Annotated in this window: 20 protein-coding genes; 16 read left to right on the top strand and 4 right to left on the bottom strand. The window is 68.1% G+C overall.

Going from position 1 to position 18,265, the window contains the following annotated elements; all coding sequences use genetic code 11:
• Positions 1-122 precede the first annotated feature (122 nt).
• Both OHA25_RS04000 and OHA25_RS03995 read left to right on the top strand, forming a co-directional pair.
• Positions 123-794, top strand: a complete 672-nt coding sequence (locus OHA25_RS04000) for a hypothetical protein (RefSeq protein WP_327586270.1) — start codon at positions 123-125, stop codon at positions 792-794.
• Positions 790-1,056, top strand: coding sequence for a response regulator transcription factor (locus tag OHA25_RS03995; RefSeq protein WP_327590920.1), 267 nt, complete (start codon positions 790-792; stop codon positions 1,054-1,056). Before OHA25_RS04000 ends, OHA25_RS03995 begins: the two co-directional genes overlap by 5 nt.
• Before the next feature lie 24 nt (positions 1,057-1,080).
• On the opposite strand, the gene OHA25_RS03990 is transcribed toward OHA25_RS03995, so the two are convergent.
• A complete protein-coding gene (locus tag OHA25_RS03990; RefSeq protein WP_327586269.1) occupies positions 1,081-1,977 on the bottom strand; it encodes a LysR family transcriptional regulator in 897 nt (298 codons plus the stop codon).
• Between the two features lie 71 nt (positions 1,978-2,048).
• Between OHA25_RS03990 and OHA25_RS03985 the strand changes: the two genes are divergently transcribed.
• Positions 2,049-2,939 carry an NAD-dependent epimerase/dehydratase family protein gene (locus tag OHA25_RS03985; RefSeq protein WP_327586268.1) on the top strand — a complete coding sequence of 297 codons (891 nt, stop codon included), beginning with the start codon at positions 2,049-2,051 and terminating at the stop codon, positions 2,937-2,939.
• Positions 2,930-3,808 carry an aldo/keto reductase gene (locus OHA25_RS03980; protein ID WP_327586267.1) on the top strand — a complete coding sequence of 293 codons (879 nt, stop codon included), beginning with the start codon at positions 2,930-2,932 and terminating at the stop codon, positions 3,806-3,808. Before OHA25_RS03985 ends, OHA25_RS03980 begins: the two co-directional genes overlap by 10 nt.
• On the opposite strand, the gene OHA25_RS03975 is transcribed toward OHA25_RS03980, so the two are convergent.
• Positions 3,785-5,713, bottom strand: a complete 1,929-nt coding sequence (locus tag OHA25_RS03975; RefSeq protein ID WP_327586266.1) for an NACHT domain-containing protein — start codon at positions 5,711-5,713, stop codon at positions 3,785-3,787. The genes OHA25_RS03980 and OHA25_RS03975 overlap by 24 nt on opposite strands.
• Positions 5,714-5,972: 259 nt before the next feature.
• Between OHA25_RS03975 and OHA25_RS03970 the strand changes: the two genes are divergently transcribed.
• On the top strand, positions 5,973-8,624 hold the full coding sequence (locus OHA25_RS03970; protein WP_327586265.1) for a hypothetical protein: 2,652 nt from the start codon (positions 5,973-5,975) through the stop codon (positions 8,622-8,624).
• 9 nt (positions 8,625-8,633) lie between these two features.
• Here OHA25_RS03970 and OHA25_RS03965 read toward each other — a convergent pair whose 3' ends face one another.
• Together OHA25_RS03965 and OHA25_RS03960 are read right to left on the bottom strand one after the other, a co-directional pair.
• On the bottom strand, positions 8,634-9,482 hold the full coding sequence (locus OHA25_RS03965) for a phosphotransferase (RefSeq protein WP_327586264.1): 849 nt from the start codon (positions 9,480-9,482) through the stop codon (positions 8,634-8,636).
• A gap of 48 nt (positions 9,483-9,530) precedes the next feature.
• Positions 9,531-9,818: a hypothetical protein gene (locus tag OHA25_RS03960; protein WP_327586263.1), complete on the bottom strand. Its 288-nt coding sequence runs from the start codon at positions 9,816-9,818 to the stop codon at positions 9,531-9,533.
• 154 nt (positions 9,819-9,972) lie between these two features.
• On the opposite strand from OHA25_RS03960, the gene OHA25_RS03955 reads away from it, so the two are divergent.
• The 11 genes from OHA25_RS03955 (at position 9,973) to rfbD (ending at position 18,263) form a co-directional block, all read left to right on the top strand.
• On the top strand, positions 9,973-10,392 hold the full coding sequence (locus OHA25_RS03955) for a VOC family protein (protein ID WP_305914478.1): 420 nt from the start codon (positions 9,973-9,975) through the stop codon (positions 10,390-10,392).
• Between the two features lie 66 nt (positions 10,393-10,458).
• Complete coding sequence (locus tag OHA25_RS03950) at positions 10,459-10,830, top strand: MmcQ/YjbR family DNA-binding protein (RefSeq protein ID WP_327586262.1); 372 nt, start codon at positions 10,459-10,461, stop codon at positions 10,828-10,830.
• A 20-nt stretch (positions 10,831-10,850) separates the two neighbouring features.
• Entirely contained in the window at positions 10,851-11,333 is a 483-nt protein-coding gene (locus OHA25_RS03945; protein WP_327586261.1) for a GNAT family N-acetyltransferase, read from the top strand.
• A 22-nt stretch (positions 11,334-11,355) separates the two neighbouring features.
• Entirely contained in the window at positions 11,356-11,733 is a 378-nt protein-coding gene (locus OHA25_RS03940) for a hypothetical protein (RefSeq protein ID WP_327586260.1), read from the top strand.
• 19 nt (positions 11,734-11,752) lie between these two features.
• Positions 11,753-12,619: a DMT family transporter gene (locus OHA25_RS03935; protein ID WP_327586259.1), complete on the top strand. Its 867-nt coding sequence runs from the start codon at positions 11,753-11,755 to the stop codon at positions 12,617-12,619.
• Complete coding sequence (locus OHA25_RS03930) at positions 12,616-13,260, top strand: GntR family transcriptional regulator (protein ID WP_327586258.1); 645 nt, start codon at positions 12,616-12,618, stop codon at positions 13,258-13,260. The genes OHA25_RS03935 and OHA25_RS03930 overlap by 4 nt, the downstream gene beginning before the upstream one ends.
• A gap of 47 nt (positions 13,261-13,307) precedes the next feature.
• Positions 13,308-13,658, top strand: coding sequence for a hypothetical protein (locus OHA25_RS03925; protein ID WP_138672784.1), 351 nt, complete (start codon positions 13,308-13,310; stop codon positions 13,656-13,658).
• A 280-nt stretch (positions 13,659-13,938) separates the two neighbouring features.
• Positions 13,939-15,393 (top strand): sugar transferase, encoded by a 1,455-nt coding sequence (locus OHA25_RS03920; RefSeq protein ID WP_327586257.1) that lies wholly within the window; start codon positions 13,939-13,941, stop codon positions 15,391-15,393.
• 2 nt (positions 15,394-15,395) lie between these two features.
• Positions 15,396-16,463 carry a glucose-1-phosphate thymidylyltransferase gene (locus OHA25_RS03915; RefSeq protein WP_327586256.1) on the top strand — a complete coding sequence of 356 codons (1,068 nt, stop codon included), beginning with the start codon at positions 15,396-15,398 and terminating at the stop codon, positions 16,461-16,463.
• Positions 16,460-17,386, top strand: coding sequence for a dTDP-glucose 4,6-dehydratase (gene rfbB / locus OHA25_RS03910; protein WP_327586255.1), 927 nt, complete (start codon positions 16,460-16,462; stop codon positions 17,384-17,386). Before OHA25_RS03915 ends, rfbB begins: the two co-directional genes overlap by 4 nt.
• Before the next feature lie 25 nt (positions 17,387-17,411).
• Complete coding sequence (gene rfbD / locus OHA25_RS03905; protein ID WP_327586254.1) at positions 17,412-18,263, top strand: dTDP-4-dehydrorhamnose reductase; 852 nt, start codon at positions 17,412-17,414, stop codon at positions 18,261-18,263.
• Positions 18,264-18,265 lie beyond the last annotated feature (2 nt).

Raw genomic sequence — 18,265 nt, 5'->3', positions numbered from 1 at the left:
GCCAGGGCCGGTCAAGCGCGTCTCCGATCCCTGCGGCAGGCATCGTCGGTCGTGACTTGTTGTTCTCGTTGAAGAGGTCACGTAAGTTCCGGCTATGCGTCGTCCATAGCAAGGGAGAGCCCGTGCCCGAACTCGTCGCACCTCAGCTCGTCGTCAACAGCCGGATGATCTACTTCGGGTGGGTGCCGGCCGAACCCGATGCCGTCGCGGCACTGGTACCCGACGGTTTGAAGCCGATGGCCAATCGGCAGGTCTTCATGAACCAGTACGTCGTCGACCAGCCCGAGCAGACCTCCGGGTTCGGCGCGTACTCGCTGACCTATATCGGGCCCGACCTGGAAGATGCCTACGCGCCCGACGGCGTGACCCCCGGCCGCTGGTGGACGCACTATTTCAACTCGAGCGCAGTGGTACGCGAGTACGCGCTCGCACGAGGCGTTCCGGCCACCCCTGGTCGTACGACGATCGAGGTCGAGGGGAAGACGCTGGTTGCGACGACCGAGTCCGACGGTGTGCCGGTGATCCGTACGACCGCGCGGGTTGGGCACACCGGTACGGCGGTCAACCGTGGACAACTGCGGTACATCACCGAGGTCGGCGGGCAGCGGATCAGCGGCATCTATCCGTTCGTGGCGGAGCCGGTCGATCCGTTCGAGATCGTCTCGTTGGAGTTCCTGGAGCCGAGCCACTCCGTCTACGCGTTGCGACCCGCTGACCCTCTGCAGATCGTGTGGGGTTTCTACTCGCCCCGGTCATCCTTCGCCTACCCCGGCGGGGAGTCGGTGATGGATTGACGGGAGCCACAGCCCTCTCCTTCCGGAGGGGGCTGGCACTCGCAGGGGTATTGCTTGCGGCGGTCGCCGGCTGGAGATCCTCGACCTGATGGCGCGCGGGCTGTCCAACGCCGCCATCGCCTCCCGGCTCTACGTCTCCGACAAGACGGTCCGCAATTACGTCAGCACCGTGTACGGCAAGCTCGGCGTCACCGACCGCGCCGCGGCGGTGGCCCGAGCCCGCGACGCCGGCCTGGGTTCAGGACCGCCCGGCGCACGTTGAGCGTCGCCCTGCGGCCGGCGTGGGTCATGGGTCGGCGGACAGGAACTCCAGGAGGGATTCCATGTACGGCTGTGCGGGGCCTCGGTGGCGGCGGGTGGTGGCGACGCCGATATGGCGGGACGGGCTGGGCGGCTGGAGGGAGACGGCGACCAGGTCGGGGGCTTCCATGAGGGCGATCTCCGGGATGAGGGCGACGCCTATTCCCGCCGAGACGAGGGACTGGGCGAACATGTAGTCGGTCGCGCTGCAGGAGATGTGCAGCTCGAATCCGGCCAGAGCGGCGTAGCGCCGCAGCAGGTCGACGGTCTTCAGGCACCCGAGCACCCACCGCTCTCCGGCCAGCTCGGCGAGATGAACGCTTTCCCGGCTGGCGCAAGGATGAGTGCGGGGCAGGACGATCCGGAGCGGGTCGGGTCTGAGCGGGGTCCAGACGAGACCGGATCGGTCGCCTGGACTGGCCGGCGGGGGTCCGTCGAAATGGTAGGCCAGGGCCAGGTCGGCCCGTCCTTCCTTGAGGAGCGGGATGCTGTCCTCCGGCTCCCGCTCCAGGATGGTCAGCTCCACCTCGGGGTGGGCGGCGGCGAACCGCGCGAGCGCGGACGGCAGCAGCTGCCGGCCTCCGCTGGCGAACGTCGCAACCGTGAATCGGGTGCGCTCGCAGGCGAGCCGGTCGATCCGTTCTTGGGCGTCGGTCAGCTCCGCGGCGATGGCCTCCGCCGTCTCCACCAGGAGGAGGCCCGCTTGGGTGAGCGTCACGCCTCGGGTGCTGCGCTCGACGACGGCCACGCCGAGGCCGCGCTCCAGCGCGGCGATCTGCTGCGACACGGCCGAAGGGGTGAAGCGCAGCTCGGCGGCGGCCCGGTTGAAGCTGCCGTGCCTGGCCACCTCGCGCAGCACACGCAGGCGCTGGACGTCGATCATTAGTTTTCCTGTCGACTGGATAAGCAGATCACCACTACCGCTTAAAACTGTAGATCCGCCAGGCTGTGGCCATGGACAGCGTGTGTGTGATCGGCGGCAACCGGTACTTCGGAAGACGGGTGATCGAGCGGCTGCGCGATGCGGGAACGGCCGTCACCGTGGTCAATCGTGGCTCCTCACCGGCGCCGGAAGGGGTGAGGCAGCTCATCGCCGACCGCGACGACGAGGACGGGCTGCGTGCCGCCCTCGGGGATCGCGTCTTCGACGTGGTGATCGACCAGGTCTGCTACACGCCGCGGCAGGCCGCCTCAGCGCGGAGGGTCTTCGCGGAGCGCACGCGACGGTACGTGATGACCTCCACGATCGAGGTGTATTCCGCGCTGGACACCACTGTGCCGGTCACCGAGGACGCGATCGATCTCGCGAACGTTCCGGTACGAATGGATCTGCCGTGGCACGAACCGGCCTTCGTCGACGAGCACTACGGGGTGGGCAAGGCTCAGGCGGAGGCGGTCTTCGCCCGTGAGCCGGTGTTCGACTTCGTGAGTGTCCGTACGGGACACGTACTGGGCGGTGCGGACTTCACCGGAAGGCTCGACCACTACACGACGCGGATCCGCGAAGGGCTCCCCGTCGTCGTACACCAGGAGCCGCGCCCGTCGTCGTTCATCAATGACAGGGAGATCGCCGACTTCCTGGTGTGGACTGCGGAGTCCGGCTTCACGGGGCCGGTGAACGCGTGTTCGCACGGCCCGTTCGACGTCACCTCCCTGTGCGAGGCGCTTTCCGCGGCGGCCGGAGCCAAGCCGGCGACGTACACGACAGGCCCGGACGCCTCACCGTTCTCCTTCGGCCGTGCGTACGCCATGGACAACGGGCGTGCCGTACGGCTCGGCTTCGTGTTCTCGCACACCGCGGACTGGCTGCCGCACGTCCTCTCGGAGGCCCTGGCATGCGTGTGATCGGCGACGTTTCCGTCGGCGCGATCGGGCTGGGCGCGATGCCGCTGTCCATTGAGGGCAGGCCGGACGAGGCCAGAGCGATGGCCACGGTCCACGCGGCGCTGGACGCGGGCGTCACGCTGATCGACACAGCGGATTCGTACCACTGGAGCTCCGGCGAGGTCGGGCACAACGAGCTGCTCATCGCCCGCGCGCTGGCGAGTTACGGCGGTGACACCGGCGACGTCCTCGTGGCGACCAAGGGCGGCCGGGGCCGTCCAGGCGACGGCTCCTGGACGGTGAACGGTGATCCACGGCACCTCAGGCGTGCGTGCGAGGGCTCACTCAAGCGGCTGGGGGTGGTCGCCATCGGGCTGTACCAGTTGCACAAGCCCGATCCGGCGGTGCCGTTCGCGGAGTCGCTGGGCGCGCTCCGCGAGTTGTACGACGAGGGGAAGGTCCGGATGATCGGGATTTCCAACGTGGACGTGCCGCAGATTCGGCAGGCCCATCGGGAGCTCGGCGGACGGCTTGTCTCCGTGCAGAACCGGTATTCTCCCGCGGTCCGCGACAGTGGCCCCGAGCTGCGGCTCTGCGCCGAGCTCGGGATCGCGTTCCTGCCGTGGAGCCCGCTCGGCGGAATCTCGCGGAGCGCGCTCGAAGCAGAAGAGGCAAGGCCGGCGGGGCACAGCGCGTTCCACGCGATCGCCAGTGAACGGAACGTCAGCCCGCAGCAGGTGTGCCTCGCCTGGCTGCTCGCGGCCGGCCCGCACGTCATCCCGATTCCCGGTGCCAGCCGCCCGGCCTCCATTCGGGACTCCGCCGCCGCGACCGGTCTGGCGCTCACCGATCAGGAGCTCGCCAGGCTAGGCCGTGGGCCTTTCGGCTAGTTGTTCTCTCAGAAGATCGTGGCGGAAATAGTAGAGCCCGCCTACCTTCCGCAACACACCGCGCCTGTATCCGTCCTCCAAGAACGCCCCCACCCGCCAAGGCACCCGGCCCATCGCGAAGAGCAGGACGTGGGCGATCAAGAAGTGCGGCAGGGCAGCGGCAAGGATCGACGCGACGATGATCGCGACGAGCGCTGTCACGGCAAGCGCTTGAGGCGAAGCAGCCGGACGGCCCGTGAGTGCGATAACGATGCCGAAGTCGAGTATCGCGATCTGAAGGGCGATCAGGCTCCGGCAGAGCATCACGAGAAACCAGAGCGAGGCCACCAGCGCAATGCCCACAGCGTGGTCGGGTGCCAGGTCGCCTTGTGCGGTGAGGTACCAGAGGATGACGGAGAAAGGGCCTGACGTCGCGGCCCAAAGGGTCAGCGGGCGCAGGCCTATTTGCTCCAGGGAAGAGAGCTCAGGGTCTATGACGACGGTGTAGGTCCAGATGGCCACGATCATGGTTGCTCCCACCATCACGCCTGTGGAGGGACCTGCCGCCAGACTGAACGCCGTTCCCGTGAACAGTCCGGCCAGGAGGCCGATGACCAGGCCGTAGACCAGCGGGGGAACCACGTCGCTCAGATCCGGCCAGGAGATGCCTCGTGCCCGGAAGTGCCGGGCGAGGAAGGAGAACCAGGGGTGGACGTCGTCTGCGCGCCAGCCTGCGCGCGCATGCTCGGACACGTCGGAATACAGCGAAGGAACGAGTTCAGCGAGCAGATGGGCTTCCAGGTCCCGCCTGTTCGTGAAAGTGAGCAAGTGATCCGGGTTCGCCGCTCGTTCCGCGTAGGCGACGCGGGCCAAGGAAATGGCCAGGGGAGTGGACAGCCCGCCGGCGAGCTCCCCGTCCGGATCGGCGGTGAGCTCCGCGAAGACGTTCGCCCATTCGGGGAGTCGTGACGGCTTCGTCGTGATGGTCAGGTAGTCGCGGACGGCGGCGGCATCGAGAGGCTTGATCTCTATCGCCGCGGCCGCGGTGAGGACATCTGCTCGCCTGGAGTCGATGGTGGCCAGATATTCGCTGGTACGGCTGGTCAGGATGAGCGGGAAATCGGCGCTGAACGCGGCGTTGATTTTGGTGAGAGCCTTTTCGCGATCGGGCTCGGCCATCTCGTCGAGGCCGTCCAGGACGAGCAGAAGGTGATCCAGCGGCAAAGGTTCGTCGAAGTCGTAGTCTTCGCGCAGCCGCGCGTAGATCCAGGCCCTGAGCGTCTGTTCCGACGGTGTCCACGTCGACAGTTTCAGCATTACGGGCACGGGCCCGGCCGGAGCGTCCGTCTGCTCGCGGGCGGCCAGGCAGGCGAGAACGAACCGCATCACCAGGGAGGTCTTGCCGGCACCGGGCTCTCCGAGCGCGACCAGGCGCGCCTTGGGAAGCTTGGTGCGCACGGTCAGGTAGAGATCGTCCAGGTTGCCATCGAGGTCGATGGGTGTGTCGTCGCCGCCGATGACCCGCCAATGGTCGCTGAGCGGCGGGCCCACGGTACGCCAGGAGACCGGGAGCGGCTCCGGGTCGAGCAGGCGCTGCCGTAATTCCTCCGCCTTCCATACCTGCTCGACCTTGGCGGCCAATCGCTCAACGCGCGCCGCCACGACATCCGCCTCCGGCTCGGCCACATCCAGAGTGCCGGGATCACCCGTGGTCTCGGCCCGTTGCCGTAACCAGCCGATCAAGGCTGTGGCGGCGACCAGGACGGTGACGAAGAAACTGAGAATGCTGGCCCATTGGTCGGCGTGTTCCCGGCCTTCGATGACGAAGAACACGGCCAGCGCGACGCCGCAGGACGGTACGAGAACGCTTGCGGCGACGAGTGCCCACCAGGACCATCCGCGAAAATCGGAGCGTGATCGCGCCACCCAGCCTGCCTCCGACTGTTGTGCCGACAACGAGCTGCATTCTTGGGGATACAGCGTGCAAACGGACGATACTAGCTCCCGCCATATGACGGACTGCGCGGTCTTCGGGCGAATCGTCGGGGTGCATGAGGGCGGCGGACTTGGCAGGGTAAAGGCGCGGTGAAGTCGTCACCAAGGAAAGTGTCAGCGCAGTCGGTTCGCATGCCGGGCTTGGCAGGCTTGAAGCGGTCTTTCGGAGACGAAACCGGGCGGAGGGCTCATGCGCCTTGTCGGAGACGACCAGACATTCGATCGCCTGCTCGACGCGGCAGGCGCCTACTGGGAGGGAAGTCGATCCTCTCGGGCGGACGGCGATCAATGTGTCGTCACCGAGGCGCTGCATCAGGACATCCGGGTCGTGATACGCAACCTGCTGATGGCGAATGCGCTGTGCGACCTGCTCTCGGCCCGGCTGGTGGTGCTCACGGGCACGGATCAGGAGTGGAGCGAGGCGCTCTGGGAGCAGTACGACATCGAGCGGGTCCGGCGGCTGGCCGAGGCGTTCGGGGCGAGCGAGGTCGTCAACGTGCACGATCTCGTGGACCGTCACCTGGCAGGTCAGGGCGAAAGCGCGGCTCCGGAGGGCCTCGACGCCATAGAGAGGGCCACGCTCGTCCGGTTGGCTCGGGTGCCGCGGCTGCCGGAGACCGAGGACGAGTGGTACCGGGCGCGCCGCGACCGCATCAGGGCTTTCTCCGCCGTCTACGCGCGATTGTTCGCCGACCTGCCCGCTGCCGCCCTCGTCACCAGTCACGTCGACTACGACCAGTGGGGATTGGCGGTCGAGGCGGCCATGCGCCGGGAGATACCGGTCGTCCATGTTCAGAGCACCGGGTGCATGAAGGCATATGCGCTCTTTCCTGAGCGGCGCAAGGGACTGAGCACCTTCAGGGAGGAACTCACCGGTCTGATCGCCGGCCATTTCCACGACCACGTATGGCCGCACAGGAGTGCCATCAAGGCGAACGCCGAATTGGTGGCCTGCCGGGCGAAGGGCAATCTCGGCCGGCCCAGTTGGTGGCGGGCCGGCCGCACCAGCCAGTTCGAGCTGCAGTCGGAAGCTGAGCGGCGGCAGCTGCGCCTGCTGGGGTGTCACCGTTTCGGGCTGGATCCGGATCGTCCGGTGTTCGCGGTCTTCAACCACGCCATTTCCGACGCTCTGGGCACCAACAGAGAGGTGTTCGACGATCTGGCGCAGTGGTTCGAGGAGACCGCGGACTTCGCCGCCCGGCAGGATGCGGTGAACTGGCTTTTCCTGGACCATCCCAGCCAGTCGCTCTATGACACGACCGGGCATTTCGCTGCGGTGACGGCACGCCATGCCGGGCGCCGGCACATGATCTTCATGCCCAGCCTCGCGCTGTCGAAGAACATGTTGTGGAGCATGACGGACCTGGGCGTGACCGTGCGGGGGAGCGTCTCGAACGAACTTCCCGCCTTCGGCATCCCGGTCATCCAGGCCGGCTGGTCGGAATGGAGCGGATGCGGGCTGTCGTACGTCGCCGAGAACCGGGACGACTACTGGCGGCTGCTCGGCGAGGCCATCACCCGGCATGTCAAAGGCGAGACCATGCTGACGGAGGAGCAGCGGGAGCGGGCCCGTCTCTGGTTGTGGCTCTACCGCAGCGGGGCCGACGTGCCGTCGCCGTTGCTGCCGCACTGGGAAATGGGCGAGGGGGACACCTACGCTCAGGTGCTCACCGTCGCCATGCGGCACGTGGAACGCGATGGCGATCCCTTCCCCTGCGCGGTACGCCGCATGTGGGAACGGCGTGAGCCGCTTCTCACCCGGCTGGACTTCCGACATACCACCGGAATCGACCGCGCCCTCGGCACTCCCGTACGCGCCGTGACCGACGCTCCACCGGCAATGCTCACCGCCACCGGCTTCGACCCGGCCGTCCCGCCCGCCCAGGTGCCCATGGAGATCTCGAGCGGCCAGGCGGCAGAGCTGCAGGCGGCGGACCACTTCCATCGTGGAGTGCAGATCGTGGGCCGGTTCGAACGCTCGGGGCTGGTCGGGATCAAGGTGGCGGAGTCCGGCCACGCCCTGCGCGTCAGCGTCTCCCTGTCGGTGGACCGGCTCTCGGTGCAGGACTGGCATCTCAATCAAGAGACGGGCGTGGATGACCAGGCGCTGCCGCGGCTCATCCAGGTCCGCGCCCAGGGGCGGTTGCGCCAGTGCCTGCTTCTCGAGAGCGATGGCGCCATGAAGCGCGGCACCGTCGTCTTCGACCTGATGCCCGACGAGATGCCGGCCGATGGCCTGCTCTGCATCGAGGTGCTGGACGTCACGGAAGGCAGCGACGTCCCGGAGACACTCCGGGGGGCCGTGGCGGGATCGGTCATGGACGACGGCGTGGCCGGGCTGCGCATCGACCGCGTCAGGCTTCAGGAGATCCCGGACGACGGCGTCTCCGACACCGCTGTCGTGACCTTGGACGCGTCACGCTGCGAGCGCGCCTCCCTGATCAGCTCCGGCGGCCTGGTCAACCTCAAGGGCCGCGGCAGCCATTCCCTGAGCACCGGCATGTTCGTCGTCAACCCCGTGCCGCGGGGCGTCTTCGGATCCGGCGGCGACCTCGCGATCCGGCTGGAGCAGAAACCAGGCCCCTCGTGCCGCGAGCCGAGAGCGTGGCTGCGCCGGATGGCGTGGCATCGGGCAAGGTGGGAGCGTCGCACGTCAGGGGCTCCGAACGTGGGGCAGGTCCTGAGCGTGCACGACGGGGATGAGGTGCCCGTGGCGCGCTCGAAGACAGGCGACGGCACCGAGCTTCGCCTCCGCGCGCCGGCCGAGTCGCCGCTCCTCGTCACCGTCGCTCCGGCGCAAGGCGCCCAGCCGACCCTGATTTCCGCCGACTGGTTTCCCTGATGGGCTTCTTTATGGGGCGGTCAGCGCAGCTTCCAGCTCTGCGCCGTGGCGCTCCAGCCATGCCTCCCGCCGTTTGATCCTGTCGCCGACGCCTTCCTGCCACATCCGCGCCCAGCCGCCACCCTGCTCCTCGGCGATGTGCTTCATCGAGAACCACGATCGCCGCGCTCGCAGGACGGCCACCTCGACGAGACGGGACCTGTCCAGATCCGACATGCCGTACGCGTCGGCGAGGATCCGGCATCGACGGGGGACGTCGACGTCGTGCAGCGGTGGGTCGGCGTCCTTGGGATCGCCCAGCGGGGCCCAGTAGAGCATCGCGTTATGGATCTCGTCCACCCTGGACGCCGGTCTGGCCATATCGAAGTCGATGAGCGCGGCGGCCTCACCGTCCCGGAACACGATGTTGTCGGGCGTGAGGTCCATGTGCCCGACGAGTTCGGCAGGGTAGGCCGGGGCGGGCGGCATGTCCGGTGGTTCGGACACGCCGAAGTCGGGCTGGATGCCTTCAGGGAGGACGAAGCCCGCGGCGGCGTCATCATAGGCGCGGACGAGGCGGCCGACCGAGACCAGCCGCGTCTCGTCGGCCAGCCACGCGGGCCGCGGGCGTCCGGCGACCTCGCCCCTGACGTACGTCAGCACCTCACGTCCGGATGCGTCGATGCCGAGAAGCCGCGGAGCGCCGGCGAACCCGGCCTCCTCCAGATGGCGGAGCAAGGCATGCACCAGTGGAGCGTTGTGGCCGACTGGGCGGCGGACCGTGCTGCCTCTCCGGACTACGCCTTCGGTGACATCACCGCCCAGCAACGGGACTTCGGGTTCGGATTCGTCGGGCTCGACGTAGGTGGCTGCGCTCATCATGCTCCCCTCGGCAAAACGCACCCAGCCTAAAGGTTTCTTCTCGGGTCAACGGTTGAACCAGCGTCTGCTCGCGGGCAGGAGCAGCGCGAGGGCGACGGCCGTCCAGACGAGCCGTCTCCGGCGGGTCGGCCAGCGAGCCAGCACCCAGCCGGTCAGGGCCGTGACCGCGGCGCCGTAGGCCAGAAGAAGGAGCACCCAGACGTCGAACGTGGCGGCGAGGGCGACGAGCGGGAAAGCCAGCCCCACCAGGCCGAACGCGACATCGAGCGTCATGATGAATCCGGCCGTTTTCACGGCTGCCGGCATGCGCTCCGTCCCGGTGGTTTCCGTCACATCGTCATTGTGGCGGGGAAACGGCGACGCAGGCCATTGCCGCGAACTTCGCGTTAACCGGCCCTTTCGGGGAAGCGGCCATTGGCGGGCGGATGAAATCACTGGTGGACAGGTGCATTTGTGCGGCAGATATTAGAGAGAGAGGAGGTTCTCCATGGACGCACGCCTCGACCATATCGTCTGCTGGGTCGCCGACCAGCTCGTCTCGCTGCGCTTCTACGAGCAGGTGGTAGGACTGCCCGGAGTGCGGGCCGAGGAGTTTCGCGAGGGGAAGGCGGCGTTCCCGAGCGTGCGGGTCTCCTCCGGGACCATTCTCGATCTGATGGCGTACGAAAGCGCCAACGGCGTGGACGAGGGCACCGGTGTGACGGGCAGCGCCGGGCACCCGATCAATCATTTCTGCCTGGCCGTGAGCAGGGAGGATTTCGACGCGCTCCAGGTCCGGCTGAAACAGCACGACGTGGAGGTCACGGGCTCCGGGACCAACTCCTTCGGCGCCCAGGGCATCGCCCCTGAGACCATTTATTTCCCGGATCCGGACGGCAACGTGTTGGAAGTCCGCTACTACGAGTGACGGCGATGGCCGGTCGTAGTGCTCCACCACTCGGAAACGTCGGTCGAGTCTGGTACACAGGGCGGCATGGGTGTGAGCGTCGAAGAGTTCCTGGAGATGCTGGACGAGCTGCCCGAGGTCAAGATGAGCCACGGCGGCGAGTGGATCGGCCTCAAGGTGCGGGACAAGGGGTTCGGCTACTTGTGGGAGGCGACCGAGACCGTCGGCCTCAAGGCCACGATCGAGGAGCAGATCGCGCTCGTGGCCGAGCGGCCCGAGGTGTTCGAGGTGCAGTTCACGGCCGGGCGGTTCGGGTGGGTGGTGGTCCACCTCGACAAGATCGACGCCGATGAGCTGTTCGAGCTCGTGGCGGAGGCGTGGTGCCTGACGGCGCCCAAGCAGATGGTGGCCGACTTCGAGGCCGCCCACGAGATCGGGCAGCAGGTGCATCCCAGGTAATCTCGGGCAGCGTGCTCTCTATGGATATACGACTGCGGGAATGGCGCGACAGCGACGCGCCCGCGGTCCTGCAGGCGTTCCAGGCCGCCGATCTGCGCAGGCAGACCGCCTTTCCGATCGTCACGCTCAAGGACGCCCAAGGGTGGATCACCTCCTGGGAGGGGGTCGGGCACGCCTTCGCCGTGACCGTCGGCGAGCGGGTGGTCGGAAATGTGGCGGTGGCCAGGATCGACGCGCACGACAACGGATGGGTGTCCTACTGGGTCGTGCCGGAGGCCAGGGGGCGGGGGATCGCGGCGGTGGCCGCGGAAAAGCTGGCCAGGTGGGCGTTCGACGAGCTCGGGCTCTACCGGCTCGAGCTGGGGCATCGCACGAACAATCAGGCCTCGTGCCGGGTCGCCACCAAGGCCGGATTCCGGCCTGAGGGCATCGAACGGGGCAAACTTGCATATAACGGCGTTCGTTACGACGTAGAACGGCACGCGCGCCTGGCAACCGACTGACCGCTGATCTACCCTTTCATGGGTGGACAGCGAGAGTCTGGCCGCAGCCGGGCTGCTGGCGGCCCTGAGCCGGGCGTCGGGGATTCTCGCGGACTTGCGTCATCCGCTCGTCAGAAGCGAGGGCTTCTCCTATTTCTTCCCGGACGCCGGCGCCCGCATCGGCACCACGTTCACGCTGCCCGACGGGCGCGAGGTGCGTTTCGAGGTCTCCATCACCGTCTCCGCCGCCGCCTTCCAGGTCGAGGGGTCGATCACCGCGGAGAACGACCCGCTGCTCGAACTCCCCCGCAAGAGCCTGCCGAGCATCAGCGACGGCCTGGCCGCGTTCGACGACTACGTAGGGGAGGTGGCGGCCCCGGCGACTCGGCTGATCGAGCAGCTACTGGACGAAATTGTCTAATTGTCAGACAATGTCCCTCATGAGAAAGGGACCCTTGTCTGTCGTCGGCGCGTCCGTGCTCTGGGGCACGGCCGGCACGGCGGGCCTGCTCGTCTCCGCCGACTCCGTGGCGCTGGCCGCCGCCCGGCTGGTCATCGGGGGCGCGGTGCTCGCGACGCTCGCTGGGGCGGGCCTCAGGCAGGTGGCCAGGCCCGGCCTGTTGCTCGGCGCCGCGGCGGTGGCCGCCTACCAGCTGTGTTTCTTCGCCGCCGTCGGCCGCACCGGCGTCGCGATCGGAACCGTGGTGGCCATCGGCAGCGGGCCGGTCTTCACCGGGATGTTGTCGTGGGTCCTGCACGGGCGGCGGCCGAGCGGCCGGTGGACGGTCGCGACCACGGCCGCCGTCTGCGGGTGCGCGGCACTGATCGCCGGGGGCGGGGCGCAGGCAGGCGGGCAGGTCGTGTCGGGTGTCCTGCTCGCGTTGCTCGGGGGGTTGCTCTACGCCTTCTACGCCGTCACGGCGGCCCGGGCGATCGAGGACGGGGGACAGTCCAACGCGGTCATGGGGCTGATGTTCGGCGGGGCAGCTGTGATCATGCTGCCTGTCCTCCTCCTCGGCGGTGTGGGGTGGCTGGCGGAGCCGCGCGGGCTGGTCGCCGTGCTCTACCTCGGGCTCGCGACCACCGCCCTGTCCTACTTCCTGTACGGGCGCGGCCTGCGCACCACCCCCGTGGCCACGGCCGCCACGCTGGCGCTGGCCGAGCCGGCCGTCGCCGCGCTGCTCGGCCTGGTGGTGCTCGGCGAGCGGCTGTCCCCGGTCTCGGTCGCCGGCCTCGTGCTGCTCGCGCTCAGCCTGGTCGCCGTGGCCGTACCCGAAAGGGAAAGAGCGTTAGAGTCGCAGGCGTGACGTTGCCCCTCAGACCCGTTTCCACCGTTGGGGCGCTGGCCGACGCCCTGCGGAGCAGGGTGCTGTCCGGCGAGATCGAGCCCGGCACCCCGCTGCCCGAGCAGGAGATCGCCGCGTCCTACCGGGTGGCCAGGCCGACCGTGCGGGAGGCGCTGGCGATCCTGGTCCACGAGGGACTGCTCAGGCGCGAGCGCAATCGCAGCGCCTATGTCCCCGAAGTGACCATCGCGGACCTCAACGATCTCATGTACGTACGCCGGCCCCTCGAGGACCTCATGGCGCAGGCGATGGCCGGGCAGCGGGCCCCACGGGCGGAGGCCGCGCTGCACCGGATGGCGGCGCTGCCCGCCGGCGCGCCGTGGTCGGAGACCGTGGCCGAGCACATGGCGCTGCACGAGGCCTTGATCGAGGCGGTCGGCAGCCCGCGGCTCGAGCGGCTCTACGGCGTGCTCGCGGCCGAGACCCGGCTGGGCCTGGTGCGGCTGCGCGAGGTCTACCGGGACAGGGACGTGCTGGTGCGTGAGCATCGCGAGCTGCTGGACGCGATCGCGGACGGCCCGGAGGACGCGGCCAGGGCGGCGGTGGCGGCGCATCTCGGCCACTCGTGGGGCACCGAGGACCCCGTCCACGCGCACCATTGAGTGCGAACCCTTGCGGGACAGGCCCGGAACTCGCAAGAATCGCGGCCATGCACGGCAATCCGATGCCGGACTCCTACGTATATGTCACGGAAGAGGGCGTCACCCGTCACTACGCGGACGGGAGCGTCGAGGCCCTTGCGTGGGAGGACGTGGTGGAGGTCCGTGTCGTCACCGCATCCGGGGAAGACGTCCTGTTCATCCTGCTCGACCGTGACGGCGAGGGCTGCGTGGTGCCGCGCTCGGCCACGGACGCCACCTTCCTCGCCCGCCTGCGCTATCTGCCGGACTTCGACCTGGACCGGCTGGCCCTGGCGGCCGACTCCGCGCACGACGGGGTCGTGGTGGTCTGGCGTAGCCCGGATCCGCCCTCTGCGCTGCCCGACCTGGAGTACGACTAAACGGTTCATAGAGCGGCAACCTGCTGAAATGTCGCCGTAAACCTCACATTTCCCTCTTTGGGACGCTGCACCAGATGGAGCGTTCCGTCAAGCCCTGGGCCTGCCCAGCCCGCGTCCGATTGTGGACATTTGACGTTATTCCCCATGCTGGAATCGATCTTTACTCTTTAGTGGGGGCCGCCGCCCTTTAAGTGCGTGGGACTTGTCAACCCATGTGGTTCAAGGAACGTCAAGTTATCGCGGTGCACAGAGTTTCGGGGTGGTCCAGAGGGTGGAGGCTATGAGGGTGGGGACTGGGGAGTCCGCTGTTGTGCTCCTCGGGGCCGTGCCGCGCCGCGCGTCGAGCATCTGGACGCGCGCGTACCTACGGCTCCTGTTATTCGGGGACACGGTATGTGCTCTGCTGGCATGCGTATGCGTGCTCAGCATCCGGCTGATGGCCGGTGCGTTCATTCCACTGGTCGAGTTCGCGCTCGGATTCGGCCTGGTCGTCGCCTGGCCCGTCGCGCTCATGATGGGCGGCGCGTACCGCCAGCGTGCCAACGGCGAGGGGACGGAGGAGTTCAAGGCCGTTTTCAACGGCGGCATCGGCCTGATGGCCACGGTCGCCATCATGGCGTACGCCACGCAGACCGTCATCGCGCGCAGCTTCGTGATGGCGATGTTGCCGCTGGCGCTGCTTTCCACGCTCTACTTCCGCTACCGAATGCGTAAACGTCTCCACCGCAGGAGAGCGGTGGGCGACTACATGCGCCAGGTGATCGCGGTAGGGCATCGGGAGTCGATTCTCAACCTGGTGATGCAGTTCAGGCGCCAGCCGCATCACGGAATGCAGGTGGTGGGAGCCTGCCTTCCTGAGCACGCGATGAACGTCGACCTGGACGGCATTCCCGTGCTCGGCTCCTTCGGCGACGTGGCCGCGGTGGTCGCGCGCGAGCAGGCCGACGCCGTGGCCGTGCTGGCCTGTCCCGAGTTGGACGGGGCCGCGCTGCGCCGGCTGGCCTGGAGCCTGGAGACCGCGCGTACCGATCTCTTCGTGGCTCCCGCGCTCATGGACGTGGCCGGGCCGCGCATCAGCATCAAGCCCGTCGCCGGGATGCCGCTCCTGCACGTGGAGCATCCCGACCTCGACGGCACCCGGCGGGTCGTGAAGACGGTGTTCGACCGGCTGGTCGCCGGGGCCGCACTGCTGCTTCTGGCGCTGCCGCTGCTGGCCATCGCACTGATGATCCGCCTCACGAGCCACGGGCCCGCGCTCTTCTATCAGACCCGGGTCGGCAAAGGCGGCAAAGAGTTCCGTGTCGTGAAGTTCCGTACGATGGTGGCTGACGCCGAGCAGCTCAAGGACGCACTTCTGGATGCGAACGAATTCGACGGGGTGCTCTTCAAGATTAGGAACGATCCAAGAATTACGAAGGTAGGCGCTTTCCTGCGGAAATACTCGCTGGACGAGCTGCCCCAGCTGCTCAATGTGCTCCGTGGCGAGATGTCCCTGGTCGGGCCGCGTCCGCCGCTGCCGGAGGAGGCGGGCAGGTACGCCGCCGACGTCCGCCGCCGCCTGGTGGTCAAGCCGGGGATGACGGGGCTCTGGCAGGTCAGCGGCCGCTCCGACCTGACCTGGGAGGAGTCGGTACGCCTCGACCTGCGGTACGTGGAGAACTGGTCGCTCATCCTCGACCTGCAGATCCTCTGGAAGACCTGGTCCGTCGTCACCCGTGGAGAAGGGGCTTACTAGCGGTGAAAGCACTCGTGCTCGCCGGGGGATCGGGCACACGGCTCCGACCCATCACGCACACTTCGGCCAAGCAGCTGGTCCCGGTCGCGAACAAGCCGGTCCTTTTCTACGGCCTGGAGTCCATCGCGGCGGCGGGGATCAAGGAGCTCGGCCTGGTGGTCGGCGACACGCAGCCGGAGATCGAGGCGGCCGTGGGAGACGGCTCGGCGTTCGGACTGCAGGTCACCTACCTGCGGCAGGAGGCGCCGCTCGGGCTGGCGCACGGCGTGCTGATCGCCCGCGAGTTCCTCGGTGACGAGGACTTCGTCATGTACCTGGGCGACAACTTCATCGTGGGCGGGATCAACGGCCTGGTGGACAGGTTCGCCCGCGAGCGGCCCGCGGCCCAGATCATGCTCACCAGGGTCGGCGACCCGCGCCAGTTCGGCGTGGCCGAGCTCGACGCCAAGGGACGGGTGGTCGGCCTGGAGGAGAAGCCCGCGCAACCGAAGAGCGATCTGGCGCTGGTCGGCGTCTACCTGTTCAGCTCCGCCATCCACACGGCGGTGGCGGAGCTGAAGCCGTCATGGCGGGGCGAGCTGGAGATCACCGACGCGATCCAGTGGCTGATCGAGGCGGGGTTGCACGTCGAGTCATCGGTGATCTCCGGCTACTGGAAGGACACCGGCAACGTCACCGACATGCTGGAGGTCAACCGCCTGGTCCTGGAGTCGGTCGAGCCCAGGGTACGGGGACGCGTGGACGAGGTCAGCGAGCTGGTGGGCCGGGTGGTCGTCGAGAAGGGGGCCGTGGTCGAGCGGTCCAGGATCGTCGGCCCGGTGATCATCGGCAAGGGCGCGCGGATCCGGGACAGCTACGTCGGCCCCTTCACCTCCATCGGTGCCGACTGCGCCGTCACCGGCAGCGAGATCGAGTACTCGATCGTGTTACCCAGAGCTTCCATCGCCGGGGTCGGTCGCATCGAGTCGTCGCTGATCGGCCACGACGTCGAGGTCACCCCGGCGCCCAACACGCCCAAAGCCCATCGTCTCGTGTTGGGCGATCACAGCAAGGTGCAGATCAGTTCATGACACGCGTTCTCGTAACGGGCGGTGCGGGCTTCATCGGCTCCCACTTCGTCCGCAATTTGCACGACATGTACGTCACAGTGCTGGACAAGCTGACTTATGCCGGCAACCGAGCCAACCTCCAAGGAGTGCGGCATGAGTTCGTGCATGGGGACATCTGCGACGCCGAGTTGCTCAGCCGGGTCGTGCCCGGCCACGACCTGGTGGTGAACTTCGCGGCCGAGTCGCACGTCGACCGGTCGATCGAGGGCGCCGCCGAGTTCATGCGCACGAACGTGCTCGGCACCCAGACGCTGCTGCAAGCGTGCCTGGAGGCGGAGGTCCCGAAGGTGGTCCAGGTGTCGACCGACGAGGTGTACGGCTCGATCGACGTCGGCTCCTGGGACGAGGCCGCGCCGCTGCGGCCGCGCTCGCCGTACGCGGCGTCGAAGGCCGGTGGCGACCTGATCGCCCGCGCCTATGCGATCACCCATGACCTGAACGTCTCGATCACCAGGTGCGGCAACAACTACGGTCCGAGACAGTACCCGGAGAAGGTCATCCCGCTGTTCGTCACGAACCTGCTGCGCGGCCGGAAGGTCCCCCTGTACGGCGACGGTGGCAACATCCGCGACTGGATCCACGTCGAGGACCACTGCGCCGGCATCCGGCTGGTCGCCGAGAAGGGCGAGCCAGGCGAGGTCTACAACATCGCGGGCACGGCCGAGCTGACCAACAAGGAGCTGACCGACCGGCTGCTGGAAACCTGCGGCAGGGACTGGGACGCGGTCGAGTACGTCGAGGACCGCAAGGGCCACGACCGGAGGTACTCGCTGGACGACTCCAAGCTCCGGGCGCTCGGCTACCGTCCCGAGATCTCGTTCGAGAAGGGGCTGAAGGAAACGGTCCGCTGGTATGCCGAGCACCGTGACTGGTGGGCCGCATGACCGGCCGGTCATGCCGGGAGGCGTTATGAGATGGCTCATCACGGGCGGCGGCGGCATGCTGGCCGCCGACGTCCTCGACCGGGCGGCGCTGACCGGGGAGCCGGTGCTCGCGCTCGGCCGGTCGGAGCTCGACCTGACCGACAAACGCGCGGTACGCGACTTCGTGTCCGCCTACCGGCCCAGAGTGGTGATCAACTGTGCCGGCTGGACGGCGGTCGACGACGCGGAGACGCACGAGGACGAGGCGCTGGCGATCAACGGGCACGCGGTGGGCTGGCTGGCCGAGACCTGCTCGCGGACCGGGGCGCGGCTCCTGCATGTGTCCACCGATTACGTCTTCGACGGGGCCGCCCGCCTGCCGTACCGGGAGGATGCGCCGACCGCGCCGGTGAACGCGTACGGCAGGACCAAGCTCGCCGGGGAACAGGCGGCGCTGGAGCACGGCCATTACGTGGTGCGCACCGCCTGGTTGTACGGTTCCGCGGGACGGAACTTCGTGACGACCATGATCAGGCTGGCCGCCGAGCGCGAGACCGTCCAGGTGGTCGACGACCAGCGCGGCCAGCCGACCTGGACGGCCGACCTGGCCGACTACCTGGTGCGGCTGGCGCAGTCCGATCTGCCGCCGGACGTCTATCACGGCACCAGCGCCGGCGAGACGAGCTGGTGTGGGCTGGCCAAGGAGATCTTCACCCTGCTGGGCCTCGATTCCGAGCGGGTGCGCCCCGTGACTTCCTCATCCTTTCCGCGGCCGGCCAGGCGTCCGGCCAACAGTGTGCTCGCGCACACCCGGGGGGAGCCGATCCGGCACTGGCACCAGGCGCTGCACGCGGCCTGGCCGGTGCTGATGCGTGGCCGCCAGTGCAGCGTCGTTTAGGA

The organism is Nonomuraea sp. NBC_00507 (assembly GCF_036013525.1).
Taxonomy (GTDB): domain Bacteria; phylum Actinomycetota; class Actinomycetes; order Streptosporangiales; family Streptosporangiaceae; genus Nonomuraea.
The sequence above is the reverse complement of the archived record's forward strand: the minus strand, read 5'-3'. Positions and strand labels throughout refer to the sequence as shown.